At 39.1% G+C, this 18,874-nt stretch carries 14 protein-coding genes; 6 read left to right on the forward strand and 8 right to left on the reverse strand.

What is annotated here, in order from left to right; all coding sequences use genetic code 11:
- Nucleotides 1–23 precede the first annotated feature (23 nt).
- From ACN9MR_RS11720 to ACN9MR_RS11740, 5 genes are all read right to left on the reverse strand, one after another.
- On the reverse strand, nucleotides 24–3,356 hold the full coding sequence (locus tag ACN9MR_RS11720; protein ID WP_426329868.1) for a SusC/RagA family TonB-linked outer membrane protein: 3,333 nt from the start codon (nucleotides 3,354–3,356) through the stop codon (nucleotides 24–26).
- Nucleotides 3,357–3,631: 275 nt separating this feature from the next.
- Nucleotides 3,632–4,750, reverse strand: coding sequence for a FecR family protein (locus ACN9MR_RS11725; RefSeq protein WP_426329869.1), 1,119 nt, complete (start codon nucleotides 4,748–4,750; stop codon nucleotides 3,632–3,634).
- 145 nt (nucleotides 4,751–4,895) lie between these two features.
- On the reverse strand, nucleotides 4,896–5,480 hold the full coding sequence (locus ACN9MR_RS11730) for an RNA polymerase sigma factor (protein WP_426329870.1): 585 nt from the start codon (nucleotides 5,478–5,480) through the stop codon (nucleotides 4,896–4,898).
- A 306-nt stretch (nucleotides 5,481–5,786) separates the two neighbouring features.
- The gene (locus ACN9MR_RS11735; protein ID WP_426329871.1) at nucleotides 5,787–6,278 is read right to left on the reverse strand and encodes a DUF1772 domain-containing protein; all 492 of its coding nucleotides are present in this window, start codon (nucleotides 6,276–6,278) and stop codon (nucleotides 5,787–5,789) included.
- 302 nt (nucleotides 6,279–6,580) lie between these two features.
- Complete coding sequence (locus tag ACN9MR_RS11740; RefSeq protein WP_426329872.1) at nucleotides 6,581–6,802, reverse strand: cold-shock protein; 222 nt, start codon at nucleotides 6,800–6,802, stop codon at nucleotides 6,581–6,583.
- Nucleotides 6,803–6,924: 122 nt separating this feature from the next.
- Between ACN9MR_RS11740 and ACN9MR_RS11745 the strand changes: the two genes are divergently transcribed.
- Nucleotides 6,925–7,650 (forward strand): LytR/AlgR family response regulator transcription factor, encoded by a 726-nt coding sequence (locus ACN9MR_RS11745; RefSeq protein WP_426329873.1) that lies wholly within the window; start codon nucleotides 6,925–6,927, stop codon nucleotides 7,648–7,650.
- 90 nt (nucleotides 7,651–7,740) lie between these two features.
- On the opposite strand, the gene ACN9MR_RS11750 is transcribed toward ACN9MR_RS11745, so the two are convergent.
- On the reverse strand, nucleotides 7,741–7,920 hold the full coding sequence (locus ACN9MR_RS11750) for a histone H1 (RefSeq protein WP_057933955.1): 180 nt from the start codon (nucleotides 7,918–7,920) through the stop codon (nucleotides 7,741–7,743).
- Between the two features lie 354 nt (nucleotides 7,921–8,274).
- Between ACN9MR_RS11750 and ACN9MR_RS11755 the strand changes: the two genes are divergently transcribed.
- From ACN9MR_RS11755 to map, 3 genes are all read left to right on the forward strand, one after another.
- Nucleotides 8,275–9,429 (forward strand): helix-turn-helix domain-containing protein, encoded by a 1,155-nt coding sequence (locus ACN9MR_RS11755; RefSeq protein WP_426329874.1) that lies wholly within the window; start codon nucleotides 8,275–8,277, stop codon nucleotides 9,427–9,429.
- A 173-nt stretch (nucleotides 9,430–9,602) separates the two neighbouring features.
- Nucleotides 9,603–10,214, forward strand: coding sequence for a Crp/Fnr family transcriptional regulator (locus ACN9MR_RS11760; protein WP_426329875.1), 612 nt, complete (start codon nucleotides 9,603–9,605; stop codon nucleotides 10,212–10,214).
- Nucleotides 10,215–10,295: 81 nt separating this feature from the next.
- The gene (gene map / locus ACN9MR_RS11765) at nucleotides 10,296–11,096 is read left to right on the forward strand and encodes a type I methionyl aminopeptidase (protein WP_426329876.1); all 801 of its coding nucleotides are present in this window, start codon (nucleotides 10,296–10,298) and stop codon (nucleotides 11,094–11,096) included.
- A 93-nt stretch (nucleotides 11,097–11,189) separates the two neighbouring features.
- On the opposite strand, the gene ACN9MR_RS11770 is transcribed toward map, so the two are convergent.
- Nucleotides 11,190–12,194: a 2-hydroxyacid dehydrogenase gene (locus tag ACN9MR_RS11770; RefSeq protein ID WP_426329877.1), complete on the reverse strand. Its 1,005-nt coding sequence runs from the start codon at nucleotides 12,192–12,194 to the stop codon at nucleotides 11,190–11,192.
- 63 nt (nucleotides 12,195–12,257) lie between these two features.
- Nucleotides 12,258–15,011, reverse strand: a complete 2,754-nt coding sequence (locus ACN9MR_RS11775) for a glycoside hydrolase family 2 protein (RefSeq protein ID WP_426329878.1) — start codon at nucleotides 15,009–15,011, stop codon at nucleotides 12,258–12,260.
- A gap of 268 nt (nucleotides 15,012–15,279) precedes the next feature.
- On the opposite strand from ACN9MR_RS11775, the gene ACN9MR_RS11780 reads away from it, so the two are divergent.
- Both ACN9MR_RS11780 and ACN9MR_RS11785 read left to right on the forward strand, forming a co-directional pair.
- Nucleotides 15,280–15,465, forward strand: a complete 186-nt coding sequence (locus ACN9MR_RS11780; protein ID WP_426329879.1) for a KOW motif-containing protein — start codon at nucleotides 15,280–15,282, stop codon at nucleotides 15,463–15,465.
- A 614-nt stretch (nucleotides 15,466–16,079) separates the two neighbouring features.
- Nucleotides 16,080–18,785 carry an outer membrane beta-barrel protein gene (locus tag ACN9MR_RS11785; RefSeq protein ID WP_426329880.1) on the forward strand — a complete coding sequence of 902 codons (2,706 nt, stop codon included), beginning with the start codon at nucleotides 16,080–16,082 and terminating at the stop codon, nucleotides 18,783–18,785.
- Nucleotides 18,786–18,874 lie beyond the last annotated feature (89 nt).

Consider the following 18,874-nt stretch of genomic DNA (forward strand, 5'->3'; position numbering starts at 1 on the left):
TTTTAAATCTGTTCATTAATAGCTTAAAAAGCTGCTCTAACAGAAAAGGTTAAACTCCTGGTAAACGGATAATTAATGCCTCTTTCTTCTTTTACTGATGACCAACGCACTACATCATTGGCCGTAATCTGAAACATGAGGCTCGACATCGATAATTTAGATGCGATTTTTTTATTCATATCATAAGAAAGGTTTACCGATTGAAGGTTGATCAGATTATCTGGCTGTATAAATCTCGAACTTACATCCGTCTCGCCATTATCTGCTATATTTTTATAGAAAGAGAGGTCGCCAGACTGTTTCCACTTTTCTTCGAATACACGCTTATCAACGTTATATCTTGGATCAGCATTTTCAACACGCTCTACCAGTGTCAGGTTATATTTGTCGCCTCCAAAAAAAGTTTGAAACTGTACGTACAAGCTAAATCTTTTATAGTTAACCGTTCCACCAAAGTAGCCGCTCACTTTAGGATTAGGATCGCCAATTACCACATAATCTCTCTTATCGTAGTCGTATGTAAGTGTACCGTCCTTTTTGAGGTATAATTCACGTCCGTTTTCAGGATCGATGCCTAATGAACGTACACCATAAATGGCATTGAAAGGTTGCCCTTCGCTAAACCTAAGTAAGGGAATGCCCCTGTAACCACCATCTCCTGGTTTTACCGACTGCAGTTCGTCTGCCCTGTCATTGTATTTTTTTAAAGCATTGGAGATTCTCACCACTTTGTTTTTATTGGAAACCATGCTTGCATTCAGGTTTACCGACCAGTCTTTGCTTCTTACTGCATCTATGGTTAGCCCCAGCTCAGCGCCTTTGTTCTCCATGTCACCAAGGTTTTCCTTATAAGACAGAAATCCTGTTGATGGCGGTAATGTAATATCAGCCAAAATATCTTTGGTAAACTTCTTATATACCCTGGGCGTAATCATTACACGATCTTTAAACAACCCGATATCGATACCAATATCCGTCATCCTCGTTTTTTGCCACCCCAAATTTTCATTCCCATAACTGTTTACATTGGCACCAATACCCGATGAATACCAGTTTCCTGTATTATATTTATAAATGGTTTTTGATAGGTAAGGATCGAATTCTACCGAACCGGTGAGACCCGTTGAGGCTTTTATTCTAAGTTGGCTAATTACAGGATTACCCTGCAGAAATTCCTCCTGGTGTACATTCCATCCTAATCCGAACGACCAAAAAGGAGCCAGTTTATTGTTTACGCCGAATTTTGAAGATCCATCAATACGCACGGTTCCATCCATAAGGTAGCGGTTTTTATAGGAGTAGTTCATCGTAAAGAAAGAACCAAAAAGTCGTGCTTTTTCGAGCCTGCTTTGCGGTTTTCCATCTTCAGCATAACCCTTGGCAAATCCTATGCTCGTAAAACGATCATTAGCAAATCCGATAGCGGTAAATTCTTTTTGATCGCGCAGTTCTGTACGGGCATTTACCCCCACTAAAGCGTTAAAATAACTGCCACCAATCTGCTTTAGCCAAGTTAACCTGATGTTACTATCCCAATAGGTTTCTTTCATTTCCCTATTCGTGTATTCTCCCTTTTCATCTATTTTATCTGTTGTATACAGGTAATACTTATTTGCCAGCGGAGAAGTGAATACGTCATCAGAATTCGATTTGCTGGTTAAACTCATTTGTGCCCTTAACCGAAGGTTATTCGCCACCTCTACATCAGCAGAAAGGTTATCAATAATTTCGGTGTATTTCGATTTATTGAAACTGCTTAAGCCGGCGTCAAACAGCGGATTAAAAACATATTCTTTCGATCGATCTTGTTTTTCATATACATCAGAAATCCTCATTGTCATGCCATTAGCATCTTGCAATGGGTAATAAGGATTCATGCGGACATAATTAGAAAAATCGCCATATGGAGATTCGGTGGCGCCCATTTGTGTTATGGACAATTCATTTCTGAACTGAATTTTCTTTACATTATACTGAAAACTCATTCCTCCTGAATATTGGTCCCTTTCCGACCCTTTCATTGCTCCTGGTCTGGTTTGGTAACGAAGATTTACATTATAACGAAATGCTTGTGAACCTCCATCTAAATTTACAGCATGCTTATGCCCAAAGGTATTACGCAGGGGTTGCGATAGCCAATAACTGTTAACACCACCCACAACATTGGCTTTTTTATGGTAATAGATTTCATCGAGCTGATCTTGAGACACCTGTTGTTTCGAGGAATTGTATAAGCCTGCCAACACTTCATAATCTAGTTTTTCAGCTGCATTTAACACCTGGTAATCAGTTAAATCTGCAGCAGTAAGATTCAATTCATAATTGTATTCTATCCTTAATTTGCCCTCTAAGGGTGTTTTAGTTGTAATCACAATTACACCATTGGCCGCGCGCGAACCATAAATTGCCGTTGCAGCCGCATCTTTTAATGAGGTTACCGATGCGATTCTATTCACATCCAGATCAAATACTTTCTCCACGCTCACTTCATAACCGTCAAGCATAAAAACAGGCGTATTCGCTCTGCCCTGAATATCATCCCTTCTCAACACCTGCCCATCACCGCTTGGCAGCGCTGAAGCTCCTCTAACATTGATAGAAGGAATTCGGTTGGGATTGGAGCCGGCAAGATTATTATCTATCAGTTTAAAGGAAGGATCGAACGTACCGATACTTTGAAGCAAATTCTGTGGATTTACCCTTCTCAGCTGATCGCCGGATATCGTAATTGCATTACCGGTATAGTTATCTTTTTTAATCGTTTGATAACCTGTAACTACTACATCGTTCATTTGGGTCATCTTGGGGGTGAGCTTAACGTTTAACGTTTTAGTACCTGTAACCTTAATTTCGAACAAGTCGTATCCCACATAACTAAAAACTAAAATGCTTCCGTCATCAACATTGACTTTGAATTCGCCTTTTTCGTTGGTAATGCCTACACTCGCGCCGTTTTTAACTGAGATATTTACCCCTGGAATGGTTTCTCCTGTAGCTTTATCAGCCACAACACCTTTTATTTCCACTTTGGCGTTAATACTTGTCGTTGGTGCCGGTAAATCCGGTTTACCGCTAATTACAACCGTTTTGTTAACAATGTTAAAACTGAGGTTCTGATCTTTTAACGCAGTATTCAACGCATCAGTTAAAAAAGTATTCATTAGTTCTATAGTTATTTCAGGTTTATCCTGCAACAACTGACCTTTATAAAAGAAAAAATAGCCTGTTTGCTTTTTGATCTCCTTAAAAAGCTGTTTAAGCGAAGTTTTTCTTCGAGAGAGCGTTACCGTTTGCGAAAAGGTGGCTGCCGATACATGTAAGGCACCAACCAGTAGTAAAATCGTAGTCAATTTCATGACCAATAAAAATTTAATCTTTACCCTCCGCATGTCGCACACGGGGTTGTAAAGGGTAGTTAATTTCATACCTTTGTAATGAATGAGGTTAAAAAATAGCAGCTGGGTTTCGAAGCAAGCTGCTTGTCCAAATTTCTACCGGAAGCGTTATCGCGCTTTCGGTTTTTTTTAAAGGTAGGATGCTAAATTTCTGGTAGTTTTTTCATCATAAAGTTTAGTTAGTTCGTGAATTGGTTGGTTGATTGTTCGGCTGTTTAAAGAAAAGCCATTCTTGTTTAATTTCTAGTTACGGTAAGCACCTTGCCTTTTGCATCAATATGAACGTGGTTAAGTTCTAATATTTTAAATACCTCTGCCAGGTTGCTATTTCTCGGAATTTCGCCTACGTATTTTTCTGTTGAAATTTTGCCCTGATAAACTACATCCACATCATACCAGCGCGAAATTTGCCGCATAATGGTCTGGAGATCATCATTATCGAAAGAGAAAATATTATTCTTCCAGGCCATCTCTTTATCAACATCAATTTCCTGATCAACAATTAATTTTGCCGTGTTTACATTTAGCTTCGATTGTTCTCCCGGGTGCAGGTTTACACTACCAGCAGCATTGCTCACTTTTACGGCACCTTCTAAAAGCGTGGTTTTAACAGCCGCTTCATCATTATAGGCATTAATATTAAAATGAGTACCCAAAACTTCTACCATTTGCGCATCTGTTTTTACCCTAAAAGGGCGCGTATGGTCTTTCGAAACTTCAAAGTAGGCTTCTCCATTTAATTCTACTACCCTTTCGTTTTTAGCAAAGGCGTAAGGGTACTTTAAGGTTGTAGCAGCATTAAGCCAAACTTTTGTTCCATCAGGCAGGCTTACCTGGTATTGCCCTCCCCGTGGCGTAGCGATCGTATTTGAACCTGTAAGTGAAGCATTCGGGATTTCTTTAATGATATATTCGAGCTGACCGTTTTTAGCCTTACGGATTACAATGCCGTTTTGGTTTGCAATCTGACCGTTTTTAGCATCATCGAGATTTACCACCGTTCCATCGGCCAGCGTTAGTATTGCTTTATGTCCCCCTGGTAGAATATTTTTTAATTCTGTTTTAGCTGTTAATGGCAAAGTATTACGACCTACCATAAAATAGAGTCCTACGCTACAGCATAAGATAATACTCGCAGCTATCGCAACGCGTTTAACCGTGACCAATTTTACAGCTCTTTTGACTGGGCTTAACCTGCTCCAGACTTCTTTTTTGCTGGTTTCGATAAGCAAATGATCAGGAGCCTCTTTTTCGAAAGGCAACTGAAGGTACCATGCTTCTACAATAGCAATTTCTTCTGGCGTACAATGGCCTGCGCAGTATTTATCTAAAAGCTTTTTTGCATTTTTCTCCATTAAAAAGAAATCTAGTTTGGTTGATTATTATATATACGGTGAAGCTATAGCCTTGGGGGTATCGAAAATTATTTTTTTTTTAAAAATATCTTCAATACCGCTCAATTTAGAGAGAAAAGACTGTATTTAAGCCCGTCACGACAAATTACTTATAGGTTTTCAAAAGAAAAGCCACATAAATAACTACCCCCAACCTCGATTTAAGAATTCGGAGCGCTTTTTTAACCTGCGTTTTAACCGTTAACTCGGAAAGCCCTAATTCGAGCGCAATTTCTTTATGCGATTTGTTTTCTTTGCGGCTTAAAACGAATATTTCGCGCATTTTTGGTGGTAATGCATCAATTTCTTGCTCTATTAACAACGCCATCTGCTTTTCACGCACCATATAATCAGTCGACACCTGTTCTTGATCTATATAATGCTGCAAAGAATCTACATATTTACTTTCTACCTTTTGGTGTGCAAATACATCTAAAACTCTATTTCGAACGGCTGTATATAAATAGGCTGATAAGTTACCATCGGGTGCTACCTGTAAGCGTTTAACCCAAAGCGATTCGAACAACTGGTGTAATACATCCTTAGCTTCTTCATCGTCATTTAAGCGTTTACTGGCATGGATAAAAAGTAAGCCATAAAAGCGGTTGTAAATTTCGGTAAAGGCCAGCTCATCACCTTGAGTTAATAAGAATGCTAATTCGCTATCAGAATATGAACTGTAAATACGCATAGAGATAATACAAAGATAATATAAATACAATCGATTTCATTGACTTGTACCGGGGCTTATCTTACTTATCTCCTGATATTTGTAAATTTTTACACAAATCGTCGTATTTTATGGTCTAAAAAGAGAAACAGCGCAATTTCTAAAGCCTTTGTCGTTAAAAAAAACCAAAACAGATACAGATGATGATTATTGCGTTTCGATTGATGAAATGCCAACAGGTAGATTAAGCGTTTTTAACCACAGATGCATACGAATAAATACGGATGCGATATCTGTTTCAAAAGCTATAAAATTGATATACGATCTTTAAACACTACGACTCAATATTGCTGCATACGCTACCAGTATAATACAAATAAATGAGGCGATGGTTCTGATCCGGTGGAATAAATTCCAGCCTGGCTCAAATTTTTCGCGCAATGCAGTTAGTTCTGTTGTACCAAGTTTATCAAGATCCACCCCATCCAATAGGTTATTGAGCGGTACATTTCCAATTATGGTAACCAGAAAAACACCTGCAAAGTATAATAAGGTTGCCGCCAAAAGCAGGTAAAACACCATAGTTTGTTCTCTGAAAAACCAAACACTTATGGGTAATATAACCAACGTACCCATAAAAGAAATAAAAAATAACGGATTTAAAATAGCGCGGTTTATTGATTGCATTGCTTGTAAAAAGGAAGCATCGGAAAGACGCGCCAGGCCCGGAATAACCGAACAGGAGTACGCATAAAAAAGACCACCAATAAGTGCAGTAGAAACTGTACTCAACAAAAGAACCAAGGTTTTGAAATTCATAAACAATTGCTTTAAGCATACCCGTACCCTAAAGAGTATTACGAATTTAAGCAAAAACCTTATCCGAAAAAAAATAAATCCTATCTAAAAAAGAGCGCTAATTTAGATAGGAAAGAGAGATAATCCAGATATGAAAGTTAATAGGTAGATGTCAAATAAAAAATTTTAATGTTTATTGCTCCCAAACAAACGCCGTCTAAACTAAAATTTTCACTAATCGCAGGCTAAGATCGTATTCTGTCCTTATCCTCAGCACTAGGTTACACAGATCGGTCTGTTTTCGTTATGGATAGGTACAAATGTTAGTCAAAGCCTATATTCAGCACTACAATATTAGTAGCCTGGCATCCCACCTGCCCTTGTTCTAAATCAAAGCGAACTTTGGTTCCTACCACTAAAGAACGACGGTAAATCCCTATCAATTTCTGGTTATCTGCATAAACCATTTCCTTTCCATCATCGGGTGCAATAAATCCGAAACCTCGTATCGGATTATACCATTTAATCACTCCTGTATACATCATATAGCACTTTTTTTATCTTAAATTAGCCAACAGAAAGAAAATTTACGCCGAAACAGGATAAAGCGTTCTATTTTCGGTATGAAAAGGTGTAATTTCGTTATGTATACAAAGAAGATTAACAAATGATTAAGTGTATAGCCATTGATGACCAGCAAAACTCGATTTCGGGGCTTGAAAAATATATTGCGGATACCCCCAACATGAAGCTTCTTGCGAGTTACACCGATCCAATGGTGGCCCTGAACGAACTTAAAAAGATTGACCAGGTAGATGTGATATTTATGGACATTCAAATGCCACAGATTTCGGGCATCGAACTTTCTAAAGCGATCCGCTCCAAAACCAGGAAACTGATATTTACTACCTCTCATGAGGAATATGCCTTTGAAGCATTCGAAGCAGAAGCAGATGCATATTTACTTAAACCTTACGGCTATGCTAAATTTGCCCTAACGGTAAACCGTGTTTTTGAGGAAGAAATAGAAAATATAGGGCAGGAAACTTATTTTTTGGTCAAAAATAAATCAGAAGATCACAAAGCGGTTTTAGTACATTATGCTGATATAATTGCTTTTGAAAGTTTTCACAACTATATCAAAATACATACAAAAGAGAAAATAATTATTGCTTATTTAAGTTTGAAAGATGTTAAAGAACAACTGAACCTTAAAAAGGGCTTCATCCAGCTGCATAGGGGTTATATTATTTCCATCAATCATATTTTACATGTAGAGGGAACAAGAGTAACGCTCTCGAACCACACCAGCTTTACTGTTGGCGACCTTTATTACAACGATTTCCGTGATTTCTTCACCAATAAACTTATTACCAGTAAACGGAATAAATAACTTTTAGAGATAAAGGGCAAAGACTTAGACTAGCACATAAAAAGAAAGCCCGCGTAAAACGCGGGCTTTCTTTTTAAAAGCGAAAACAAATTATTTAGCGCTATTTTTTTTATCAGTTACTTCAGCTCTAATTTCTTGGGCTAAAACTTTTAGGTCTTGCATTGCTTTACGTACACGTGTACCTGCTGCAGCATTACCACCATCATAAAACTTAGTTACGTCTGCTTCAACAGAAGAGATTAGATCTTGCACTTTTTTAAATTTGTCCATAATTTTTCTTTTATAGGGATGATAAACATCCATTAATTAAATATATTCCTTTCCGCTAACAATAAACGGGCCGCAAAACTATTGCTTTTTATAAATTAAACAAACGTTTATGCCAAATCATTATTGCAGATGGCATAAGAAGCCTATAAAACATAAGGACAATAGTGGCTAAACCGGCCTATTTTTAAACCAAAACCACCTCATTTTCAGTATTTTGAACATAATGTATTTAATACTAAAATATTTTACAATTAGGGGAATTTAGTTTAACAATTATGTTTTATCTTGGTTGGAAATATGCAATCTTTAAACCTGCTCGTTAGTACTAGTTGTCTTTTTTTACTTTTATTCTCTATGCATCTTTTTTTTGCAAAAAAAGGGAATAAACTGCTTAACATCCTGCTTTCGGTTATATTCTTTGCCAGGTTTGGGCAGATCTTAACTTCACTGCTCTTTAAATCAGGCCAACCTAATGCTTTGGCATTTTTTCATCAAACCTTTACGCCGTTTTATTATGCTGCTCCAGCCTGCTTTTACCTCTACATTACAGGCTTTCTTCAAGACCGTAAAAGTTTACAAAAAATAGAATGGCTTCATTTTGTACCAGCTTTGTTAGCCATAATCCATGTTATCCCCTGGCATTTCTCTACAGCACTCAATTGGGATCTGATAGGAAGCCAATTAGCTGAAAACGGTTACTTCTCACTAAAAACAAAAAGCGGCCTGTTTCCCCCATATTTCCATTACTTATTTAGGCCAATACTGGTATTTGGTTATCTGTGCCTCACCTGGATTGCAGTGCTCCGTTTAAAAAACAAACCACAACAGATACTCGAAGGTGAAGGCAGAGAGTGGATCATCTTTTTTCTCCGGATTGCGACCTTTTTCCAATTGTTTAGTTTGGTGCCCATTATTTTAAGAAGTTTGCACATCCCATATGTCAACACCTCTTTTATTGTGCTCAATTGTTTGGCCCTATTAATCATTTTATTATATGCGCTTCATAAACCTTATATTTTTTATGGCTACTTGCTGGTGGCTGTTGATTGGACTAAAAAACCTGCAACCAAAAAAACTGAAGCTGAATCCTCATTAGTTCCTTTATCAGAAGAAAATCCAAAACGTACGCTAACCGCTGTCAAAAAAATTAATCTTTTAGATGCACAACTGTCTGACTATACCCTTGCCATGAAAGAAATAATGGAGGCGGAACAACTTTACCTGGTGCACGATTTTCAGATTATCGATCTGGCGGCAAAACTTAATCTCCCGATCCACCACTGCTCTTTCGTAATTAACAAACACATCGGAAAAAATTTCCGCGACTGGATAAACAGCTACCGGGTTGATCATTTTTTAAAACAGTATCCCCTCAAATCAGATAAAATAACCATCGAAGCCATTGCTTCTGAAGCTGGTTTTAAAAGCCTGGCTACGTTTTACAATGCCTTTAAAAAAGAAACAGGCTTAATGCCAACCACCTATTTTGCACAGGAATTAAGCCGCTAACCTGTTATTCCCCTTTTTTTACTCTAACGATCGTATCGTTAGAGGCCGTAACTACGCTGTATTTCCCTAAATATTGAAATACCGGATACCTTTGGTTCCTGACCATCATATGATTATGGTATTTCAAATGAGTATGCTTTAATCTTTTCTCAAAAATCTAAACAGCCTTAGGTATGCCTTATTCAACATCGTTTTTACGTCCGCTTTTCGATTATATTGGGCAATTCCATCCTTTATCCGAAGCTTTCAAGGCCGAATATGAAAAATCTTGTAAGCTTATCCATGTTAAGAAGAATAAACACATCCTTTCACCGATAGACAGTAATGCTTCGCTATATTTTTTGGTACACGGACTCGTTCGTGGCTTTATACGCGATGGTAAAAAAGACATCAGCACTTGGTTTAGCTTCGGAAATGAATTAATAGGCGCCATACGTAACCCTGAACAGCAGTCCGGTCATTCAATAGAGTACCTTCAGGCCCTGGAAGAATGTCAACTCATCTGCATTCCTTATACCCTGATCGATTCGATGTACACAAACTATCCGGAGGCCAACCTAATCGGCAGAAAGCTGTTGGCGCTTCATTATTATGCCGCATCAGAAAGATCAATCCTGGCCAGGATACCCAAAGCAATGAGCAGGTACCGTAAACTCCAGGAAAGCGACCTGGATATCAACAGAATACCACAACGTTATCTGGCCAGCTACCTTGGCATGCGTTTAGAAACCCTGAGTAGAATCAGAAATAAAGTTTTAATACCCGATTACCGGTTGTGTTCTTAATTTAGCAACGAATATTCAGTCCTTCTATCATTCCATTCTTTGTCTTTTTTCCTTTCCGCTTCTTTTGCTAAATTTGCGGCAATGATTTTATATAAAACCAACGAAGAAGTAGAACTGATGCAGATCAGTGCCCTACTCGTGAGCGATACCCTTGCAGAAGTAGCTAAAATATTAAAACCAGGCGTTACAACCCTCGAGATTGATAAGATAGCCAATGAATTTATACTTGATAATGGCGCCGTACCTTCCTTTTATAACTATAACGGCTTTCCCTTTCATATTATTACCTCGGTAAATGATGTGGTTGTACATGGCTTTCCTACTAAAGATGAGCTGAAAGATGGCGATATTATCTCTGTAGATGTGGGTACCATAAAAAACGGTTTTCACGGCGATCATGCTTATACCTTTATCATCGGCGAAGTATCGCAAGCGGTACTAAACCTGGTAAAAACAACCAAAGAATCACTTTTTCTTGGAATTAAAGAAGCTGTTGTGGGCAAACGCATTGGCGATATTGGTGCAGCTATCCAAAGCCATAACGAAAAGCAGGGTTACGGCGTAGTAAGGGATCTGGTAGGCCATGGCTTGGGTAAAGATATGCATGAAGATCCACAGGTGCCGAATTATGGTCGGAAAGGCAACGGTTTACTCTTAAGAGAAAACCTGGTACTTGCCATAGAACCTATGATAAATATGGGCAAAAAGGATGTTTTTCTAGATGAAGACGGCTGGACGATCAGAACTGCTGATGGAAGTCCATCTGTACATTTTGAGCATGATGTATGCGTTAAAAAGGGCGAGGCACTTATTCTTTCTAATTATGCCCCTATCGAGGCCGCAGAAAAGCAGAACAGCAACCTCAATACTTCTTATTACTAGAACAACAATACAACGCGCATGGAGATTTTGTGGCAACCTTCACTAAAGCTCCATGCGTTCAATTTTATTTCCTGGTATCAAACTGCTGCCTTATTAAACCAATATTGCTTCTGAAACTTCCTCTTCAGCATTATTTTCCAATAATATCTTAACCGTTTTTAAAGTAGACGCTGCAATTTCTGCTAAGGCCTCTTGCGTAAAAAAAGCCTGATGCCCGGTAACCAAAACATTCGGAAAACTGATTAATCGCTGAATATCATCATCACCAATAATACTTCCGGAAAGATCTTTAAAAAAGAGTTGTTCTTCCTGCTCGTATACATCAATTCCCAGCGCCGCAAGCTGGCCGGTTTTTAGTGCTTCAATCACTTCACGTGTATTAATCAATCCGCCCCTGCTTGTATTGATTAGCGTAACACCTTTTTTCATCGTCGATAAGCTATTCGATCCAATCAAATAATGGTTTTCCGGTGTAAGCGGGCAATGCAGCGAAATAATATCGGCTTCTTTTATTACTTCATGAAAAGGCAAATATTTTACTCCCGCATTTTGTAATGATTTATTCAAAAAAGGATCTGAAGCCAGTACAGTACAGCCAAAACCAAGCATAATTTTACAGAAAACAGCGCCAATTTTTCCTGTGCCGATTACCCCTACTGTTTTGCCAAAAAGATTGAAACCCATTAAACCTGAAAGCGAAAAATTCTGTTCGCGTACGCGGTTATAGGCCTTATGGGTTTTACGGTTTAACGTGAGCAGCATGGCCACAGCATGTTCTGCAACTGCCTGTGGCGAATAAGCCGGAACGCGGCAAACGCGAATGCCGTATTGTTTGGCCGCGCTCAGATCTACATTGTTAAAGCCTGCACAACGCAAAGCAATAATTTTCACCCCTTTTTGCGCCAGTATAGCTATAACATCAGCCGTTAGTTTATCGTTCACAAATACACAAACAGCATCAGTATCTGCTTTTATCGCATCGGCAATATGAGGCCCCAAATGAGTTTCCCAAAATTCTAATTCAAAATCATAATGTTTATTACAGCTTTCAAAAAATTCACGGTCGTAAGGCTTCGCAGAAAAAAATACAATCTTCATATCGTTAAAACTACGGATTAAATAGGATTTTGCTGTGCTGTTTTAACCTAGTGATTAAAACACTTATTTTCCAAAATCGAATAGTAGCGTCCCCTTAAAAGTTTTTCCGTCTGTTTTGTTTTTCTGGCTTTGGGGCCCTAATAATAAAGCCGACTGAAACTTGGTCCCGATGGCACTTATCCCCTTTAAGAAACCGATACTCCCTTCTGGGAAGGCGGGCTCTACATTGTTGTTGCTTAATGCCGCAGCTTCACGTGCAGGCCTGAACATTTGCAGATAAGTATCCTGATCGGGTATATAAACCGTAAATGGGGCTTCTTTATTTTCTACAGTTACCCAGTTCACTTCGGCATGATAGCCTTTAAACTCGGGATAGCCCCAGGTTTCGCCAGTAATCGAATTATTATAATCCTTATGCCAAACTCCAAACTGCTGCCCTTTTAACCTGTTTTTCCAAACCCGGTACGGGCCACGGCCAAGGTATTTCATTCCGGTAATTTTATCCTCTGGATAATTAAAGGTAATACCCATAAAATCAGCATCGCCTTGCTGGTTAAATTGATATTCGAGTTTTACCAGCTTTCCGGTTTCAAATGTCCACTTCGCATGCAAATTACCAGCACCCTGATAATCAGACTCAACGACATACTTTGCTCCTTCTGCTTTATGACTAAAATTTTTCAGTTCAGTATTTACACCAGCCAACACCGGACCTTTTGACAAAGAAATAATGGCATTTCCCTTAAGCACTTTCTCCAGATAACCCGTTGTCTTTTCAAAATAGTAGCTAATACCGCCCTGTTTAATCAGGAGCGACTGGTTAGTTTCTTCGGCTTTTACTTCTGAATTAGATAGCGTAGTTTCTTGCTGCTCTGCAATCAAACGGGCAGCTTTTATCGGCCAGCTCCAGGTAGATATTTCCTTCTCATCAGCTCCATAGGCGGTTAAATATAAGGCATCACTTTGTGTCCACGATTTTGGCAAAGCCAGATTAAGCATACCTTTCGCGCCAGGTTTAAGCTTAGAAGCTGTTACTCCGCTGGCATTTACAATAGCTTTGGTGCCTGCTGTGTTAGCCGATGGAAAACTAAGCAATTTCCATTTAAAAGTGCATTGATCAAAATCGGTAAAATTGAAACGGTTCTCGATCGCGATTTTACCATTAAAATCATTGTCAATTTTTGTCAGATCGACAAAAACCGGAGACCATATCTCTTTTATGGTATAAAAACTGGCTTCCTTTTCGCGATGTGGGCCAACAATTCCATCAGGAGCATGGTTTCCATCACCATCATAAATACCGTTTTTATCTGTACGGATTACGTTTTCATCCACTAAAGCCCAAATAAAACCACCGGCACCATGCGGGTGAATGAGCATTTGATTCCAGAAATCATCTAAAGCCGCACCGGCACCACCGTCATAAAGCGCGTGCATAAATTCAGTCGGGAAGAAAACCTCCTGTCCTGAAGTAGCAGCCTTAACCATATAATTGTAATCTGGATAATGTTTGGTATCGGTTCCGTTAAACTTCTCCCATGGGTGAATTACGGTACGTTTCTGCGGATCGTATAAGGCATAATCATTGTCTAGATCGGTATTAAAACCTCCTTCGTTACCATTGGCCCAAAAAATAATAGATGGATGGTTTACATCTCTGATTACAAGCTCTTTTACGAGTCTGTGCCCAACTGTGTTATCGTATTTTGCCTGCCAGCCCGTTAATTCATTAATCACATACAGTCCTAAGGAGTCGCAGATATCCAAAAATTCTGCATCGGGTGGATAATGCGACATGCGAACGGCGTTCATATTCATTTCTTTCATTAACCTCACATCCATTAAATGTACCTCGCGGCTTAATGTGCGTCCGCTTTCGGGCCAAAAGCTGTGGCGGTTAACCCCTTTTAAAATCATTTTCGAACCATTAACATAAAAACCATCGCCCTTACGCAGCTCGAGCGTACGAAAACCGAACTTTTGTTTCACCTGATGAATAATTTTCTGTTTATTTTTGATCCGCACCACCACCTGATATAAATTGGGGAATTCACTGCTCCATAATAAAGGGTTTGAGAATGTAGCCTTCAGGGTCTGCATACCATTCCCTAAATTCGCTTTTATGGCAAATGCTTTTCCCACATTTTCGCCAGTTAGTTTTTTCACCTGGGCTTCAAGAATATCATCTGCAGCCAAATTCTGACCATAAACATCAAGCTGAAAGGTTCCATCGGCCTTGGCATTAATTGCAACTCTTTCTATAAATTTGTCTGGTAAAGTTTCCAGGTAAACCGGACGGAAGATGCCACCAAAAATCCAAAAATCGCTCGTTCTTTCGGCTTTATTAATCGATGCATTTGCCGATACTTTATCAACCGTAACTTCCAGCAGGTTTTTCTGCCCTGGTTTTAACAGTGTGGTAATATCATATTTAAACCGATAAAATCCGCCCTGGTGCAGGTCTCCGGCCAGCTTTCCGTTAATACTAACCTTAGTATCGGTCATAGCACCTTCAAAAACCAGGAATACTTTTTTTCCTGTTATTTTACCCATCAGAAATTCATAACGATAAATACCCTGTTCGCTGGCTTTAACTTTATCGTGCCCGTAGTTGTAACTTCCAAAGCCCTGTAATTCCCAGTTAGATGGTACAGGTATTTTAGTCCATATGCCGCTTTTACGACCGGCAGTACAATAAAAATCCCATTGCTTGGTATGATCTTTATCTGTTCCGGAAAGATAGGTTTTGGTAGTTTCCTGCGAAAAGCTGGCGAAAGAAACCAATAATAACAATAATGGTATTAATCTTTTGATCATGATATATCTGGCATTAGTATAGAAAAGGTGCTATTTTCATCGAAAACAAAGGTTTTTGATTCATTAAAGCGAGCGTTTCACAAGATAACAGAATTTACGTGCAGATCAGGCAAAATAACCAGCATTTTACATCGTTTCATCATCTTCATTTTAAGATGAGCGACATCCCGTTAAAATTTTATAATTTTAACACAGAAAGTAAGCGAAGCCAACCCAATGCCGAAATAAAATTACGCAGTTCAGAAACACACTTAAGCTTGTAAATAAAATGGAAACAACAAATTTAAAAGATGGCGACTACTGTGTTGTGGTTAAAGGAACACACATCGGTAAGTCTGGCAAGGTAAGCGATATTAACACGAGTAAAACAGGGCACATTACCATTACAGTTGAGCAAGACAACGCCGTTAGGTTTAAAACTCTTGGCAGGAATGTAATACTGAAGGACAATTGATTTCTCAAAAATCAATATGAATCACGTATATAACTGATTTTTTTCCGCCATGGCCCCTTACCCAAATATTTACCACTGATTTTGCAGATCACCGCAGATTAACTTTCCTGGTTTTTGTTGGGCCGGATTTGTGAACTGGTTTAGCCGTTTTGTAATTGCAAATCGAGTCTAGTTTTTTATTTATTTTTAGCTTTACGATACAAACCATTGTTCCTAAACCCGATCGGCGTGTAAAGCCCGCAGACCCGAAGCCTGAGGGTGAGGACTTGGAGCAAAGAGCGGGACAGCAGGCCTCCAAGGATCATTGTCCGTTCATTTCCAAATCTTTATAAATGCAAAACCAAAGGCACTGTCATGCTGAGGGATAAATCACCATCAACTATTGTCTCGACCGAAGTGAGATCTTTTAACATCGTTCAAAGATTTCCATTCCACTACGTTCCAGTCGAAATGACGCCCAATTTTTAGAAATCTGTCATTAATAGAAATCACCTCCAATTATCGTCATCCGATAGCTAGCGGACGCGAGAAGGCTTTTTATTTAGCCTGATATACCGGCTAAAGAAAGCAAAGGAAACATCTCATTTACAGCTAAAATAGCCAAAATCAGTAACATGTTGATTACGCTGAACGGGGTTAGCCCTCTGCTCCGTACTTTTATGCCACACACAAATAAATTGATGAGGGCGCTAACTAAAACGATTTTTCTACTCCTGCTCTTTGCAGGTTTTTTTACAAACAGTAAGGCACAAAATTATGCCGTAAAGGGTATCGTGTTAGATACTGCAGGCCTACCACTACCTGGTGCGGTAGTTAGGATTAAATTTGGTACCGACAGTATAGGCACCTCTGCCAATCCTGATGGTACATTTGCATTGGATAAAATTAAATCTAAACAGTTTACCCTATCAGCAGCTTTTATCGGCTTCGATACCTTTGTTAAACACTATCAGATCGAAAAGGGTAATATTTTAAGCATCACCGATATCAGGCTTAAACCATCAGCCAACACCTTGGAGGGCGTAGTGATATCGGGTGTTCCTCCTGTTAAAGTAACCGAAGATACCGTGAGTTTTAGCGCCAAGGCCTTTCCCGTTAGAGATGGCGATGCGGTTGATGAAGTGCTGAAAAAACTACCCGGTATTAAGGTAGACAAAGATGGGAATGTAACCAGTCAGGGTTCGCCTGTAACCAAAATACGTGTTAACGGTAAAGATTTCTTCGGAACAGATGTAGCCACAGCCATTAAAAATCTTCCTGCCGATATTATCAAAAACCTTCAGTTTATCGACGATTATGGCGATCAGGCCAAACTTACAGGTATTAAAACAGGTGAGCCGGAAAAGGTGCTGAACCTGACCATTGAAGAAGATAAAAAGAAAGGTTATTTTGCCAGGGCCTCTGCAGGTTTGGGCAATGCCGATCGCTATAATACCAATATACGGGGAAATAGCATGAGGGGTGAACAGCAGATTTCGTTCGATGCCACTTCGGCCAATGCCAATATGCGTGGTGGTGGCGGCGATGGCATTACCACCAGAAACGTCGCGGGACTTAACTATAAAAATGAGTTTAACAGCAAACTCTCTGCAGATGCCGGATATAATTTTAACAACAATAAAAACAACACCATCAGTTCTACCTATACACAAAGTGTATTACAAGATGTAGGGCAAAATCCGCTGAGCAGACTTGAAGATGCCCGCAACAACAGTAAGAGCAATAACTATAGCCATTGGTTTGGCGGTAATTTGGAGTATAAAATAGATACCATGAATTACCTTAAGATTTCTCCAAACTTTTCTTACAATACCAATAGCGGCAATAATACGGGTAGCTCACTTATTACTCAGGATACCTTATCTACCCGAAGAGAAAGCAATAATTTCACTAATTCGAATAACCTGAGTGCCCGTACGAGTATATTTTACAACCATAAATTTCCGAAGAAAGGCCGAAACCTGAGTTCCTGGGGTAATATTAATTATACCAATGGCGAAAATTTTGGTAATGTGTATAACAAGTATTTCAATTTCGAGGGTAAAGGAGTCGATTCGGTACAAAACCTGCTAAACAATCAAAACAGTCAGAATTTAGGGCTTAACATTGGTGCGTCGTACATGGAGCCACTTTGGAAAAAAACCTTTTTAGAAGTAAATTACAGCTGGAACCGGTCATCAACAAATAATTTAAGAGATACTTATAATGTAGTTGAAGGCAATGAAGTGTTTAACCCAAAATTGAGTAACATTTACGATTACCAGTTCATCACCAATAAGGTGGGACTGAATTACCGGTATATCGGCGAAAAGCTAAACTATACACTGGGCATCAACGCACAGCCGGCCTTACTTCAGGGACAGAATTTAAGTAATAATGTTGAAACCGTTAACCGTACTTTTAACCTCATCCCTTCCGGTCGGTTTTCGTATAAATTTTCTAATCAGCAATCGCTGGATGTAAATTATTGGGGAAGAAATAACCAACCCGGATTCTTACAATTGCAACCCATATCCGACAATTCTAACCTCCAGAACGTGGTTACAGGGAACCCGAATTTAAAGCCCGAATTTATCCACAGTATCAATGCCCATTACAAACAAGCCGATTGGAGCGCCGGAAAAGTGATTATGGCCAATTTTAAGTACGAACGCACTAACGATAGGATTGTAACTACTAAAGAGCGCGTACCAAATACTGTTAATCAGCTCACCAGTTATATCAACACAGACGGGTACTATACTTTACAAGGCGATTACGACATTAGTAAACCGCTCTCGCCAGAGCGAAAGTTTACCATAGGTTATTCTGGTTCAGGGCAGTTGAACAACAACATTACTTTTACAGATCATAGCAGAATAGAAGCACGTAACATGGCCTGGCGCCAGGAACTCGAATTTAGGGTAGACCTGAAAGATATTGTCAACTTTGAGGTAGAAACCTCTTATTCGCAAAACCTGACCAAGTATTCGAATGATACGTTTACCGACCGCCAGTCTAACCGTTTTGAGTGTGGTATAGAAGGCCGTAATTATTTCTTTAAAGATCTTACACTGGGCTACGATTTCACCAAACAGATTAACTCAGGTTTTGATAATGGTGCCGTGCGTAATCCAACGCTGCTTCGTTTATCAATGGAATATAAGTTTATGAAGAACGATATGGCCGCTATCCGTGTCGAAGGATTCGATCTTTTTGATCAGAACTCCGGAATATCGAGAGATGTGTTCGATAACGTAATTGTGGATAAGCAGGTTAACCGCTTAGGACGGTATTTTATGTTATCACTGATTTATAGGGTGCGTAAATTTGGTGGTTAAATTAGCTTATTTTTTTTATGAACAAGAGAGATTAATATCGCTTGCGTTGTCTTCTTAATCTGCGGGAAACTGTGCACCAACTGACTCCC

Origin of the sequence: Pedobacter sp. R-06, from assembly GCF_049913135.1 — a bacterium.
Classification (GTDB): domain Bacteria; phylum Bacteroidota; class Bacteroidia; order Sphingobacteriales; family Sphingobacteriaceae; genus Pedobacter.

Coding starts and splice junctions, on each gene's coding strand:
- ACN9MR_RS11775 (WP_426329878.1), bottom strand. CDS start 15,011: ATGATCAAAAGATTAATACCATTATTGTTATTATTGGTTTCTTTCGCC.
- ACN9MR_RS11750 (WP_057933955.1), bottom strand. CDS start 7,920: ATGGACAAATTTAAAAAAGTGCAAGATCTAATCTCTTCTGTTGAAGCA.
- map (WP_426329876.1), top strand. CDS start 10,296: ATGATTTTATATAAAACCAACGAAGAAGTAGAACTGATGCAGATCAGT.
- ACN9MR_RS11740 (WP_426329872.1), bottom strand. CDS start 6,802: ATGATGTATACAGGAGTGATTAAATGGTATAATCCGATACGAGGTTTC.
- ACN9MR_RS11730 (WP_426329870.1), bottom strand. CDS start 5,480: ATGCGTATTTACAGTTCATATTCTGATAGCGAATTAGCATTCTTATTA.
- ACN9MR_RS11760 (WP_426329875.1), top strand. CDS start 9,603: ATGCCTTATTCAACATCGTTTTTACGTCCGCTTTTCGATTATATTGGG.
- ACN9MR_RS11755 (WP_426329874.1), top strand. CDS start 8,275: ATGCATCTTTTTTTTGCAAAAAAAGGGAATAAACTGCTTAACATCCTG.
- ACN9MR_RS11780 (WP_426329879.1), top strand. CDS start 15,280: ATGGAAACAACAAATTTAAAAGATGGCGACTACTGTGTTGTGGTTAAA.
- ACN9MR_RS11725 (WP_426329869.1), bottom strand. CDS start 4,750: ATGGAGAAAAATGCAAAAAAGCTTTTAGATAAATACTGCGCAGGCCAT.
- ACN9MR_RS11745 (WP_426329873.1), top strand. CDS start 6,925: ATGATTAAGTGTATAGCCATTGATGACCAGCAAAACTCGATTTCGGGG.
- ACN9MR_RS11770 (WP_426329877.1), bottom strand. CDS start 12,194: ATGAAGATTGTATTTTTTTCTGCGAAGCCTTACGACCGTGAATTTTTT.
- ACN9MR_RS11735 (WP_426329871.1), bottom strand. CDS start 6,278: ATGAATTTCAAAACCTTGGTTCTTTTGTTGAGTACAGTTTCTACTGCA.
- ACN9MR_RS11785 (WP_426329880.1), top strand. CDS start 16,080: ATGTTGATTACGCTGAACGGGGTTAGCCCTCTGCTCCGTACTTTTATG.
- ACN9MR_RS11720 (WP_426329868.1), bottom strand. CDS start 3,356: ATGAAATTGACTACGATTTTACTACTGGTTGGTGCCTTACATGTATCG.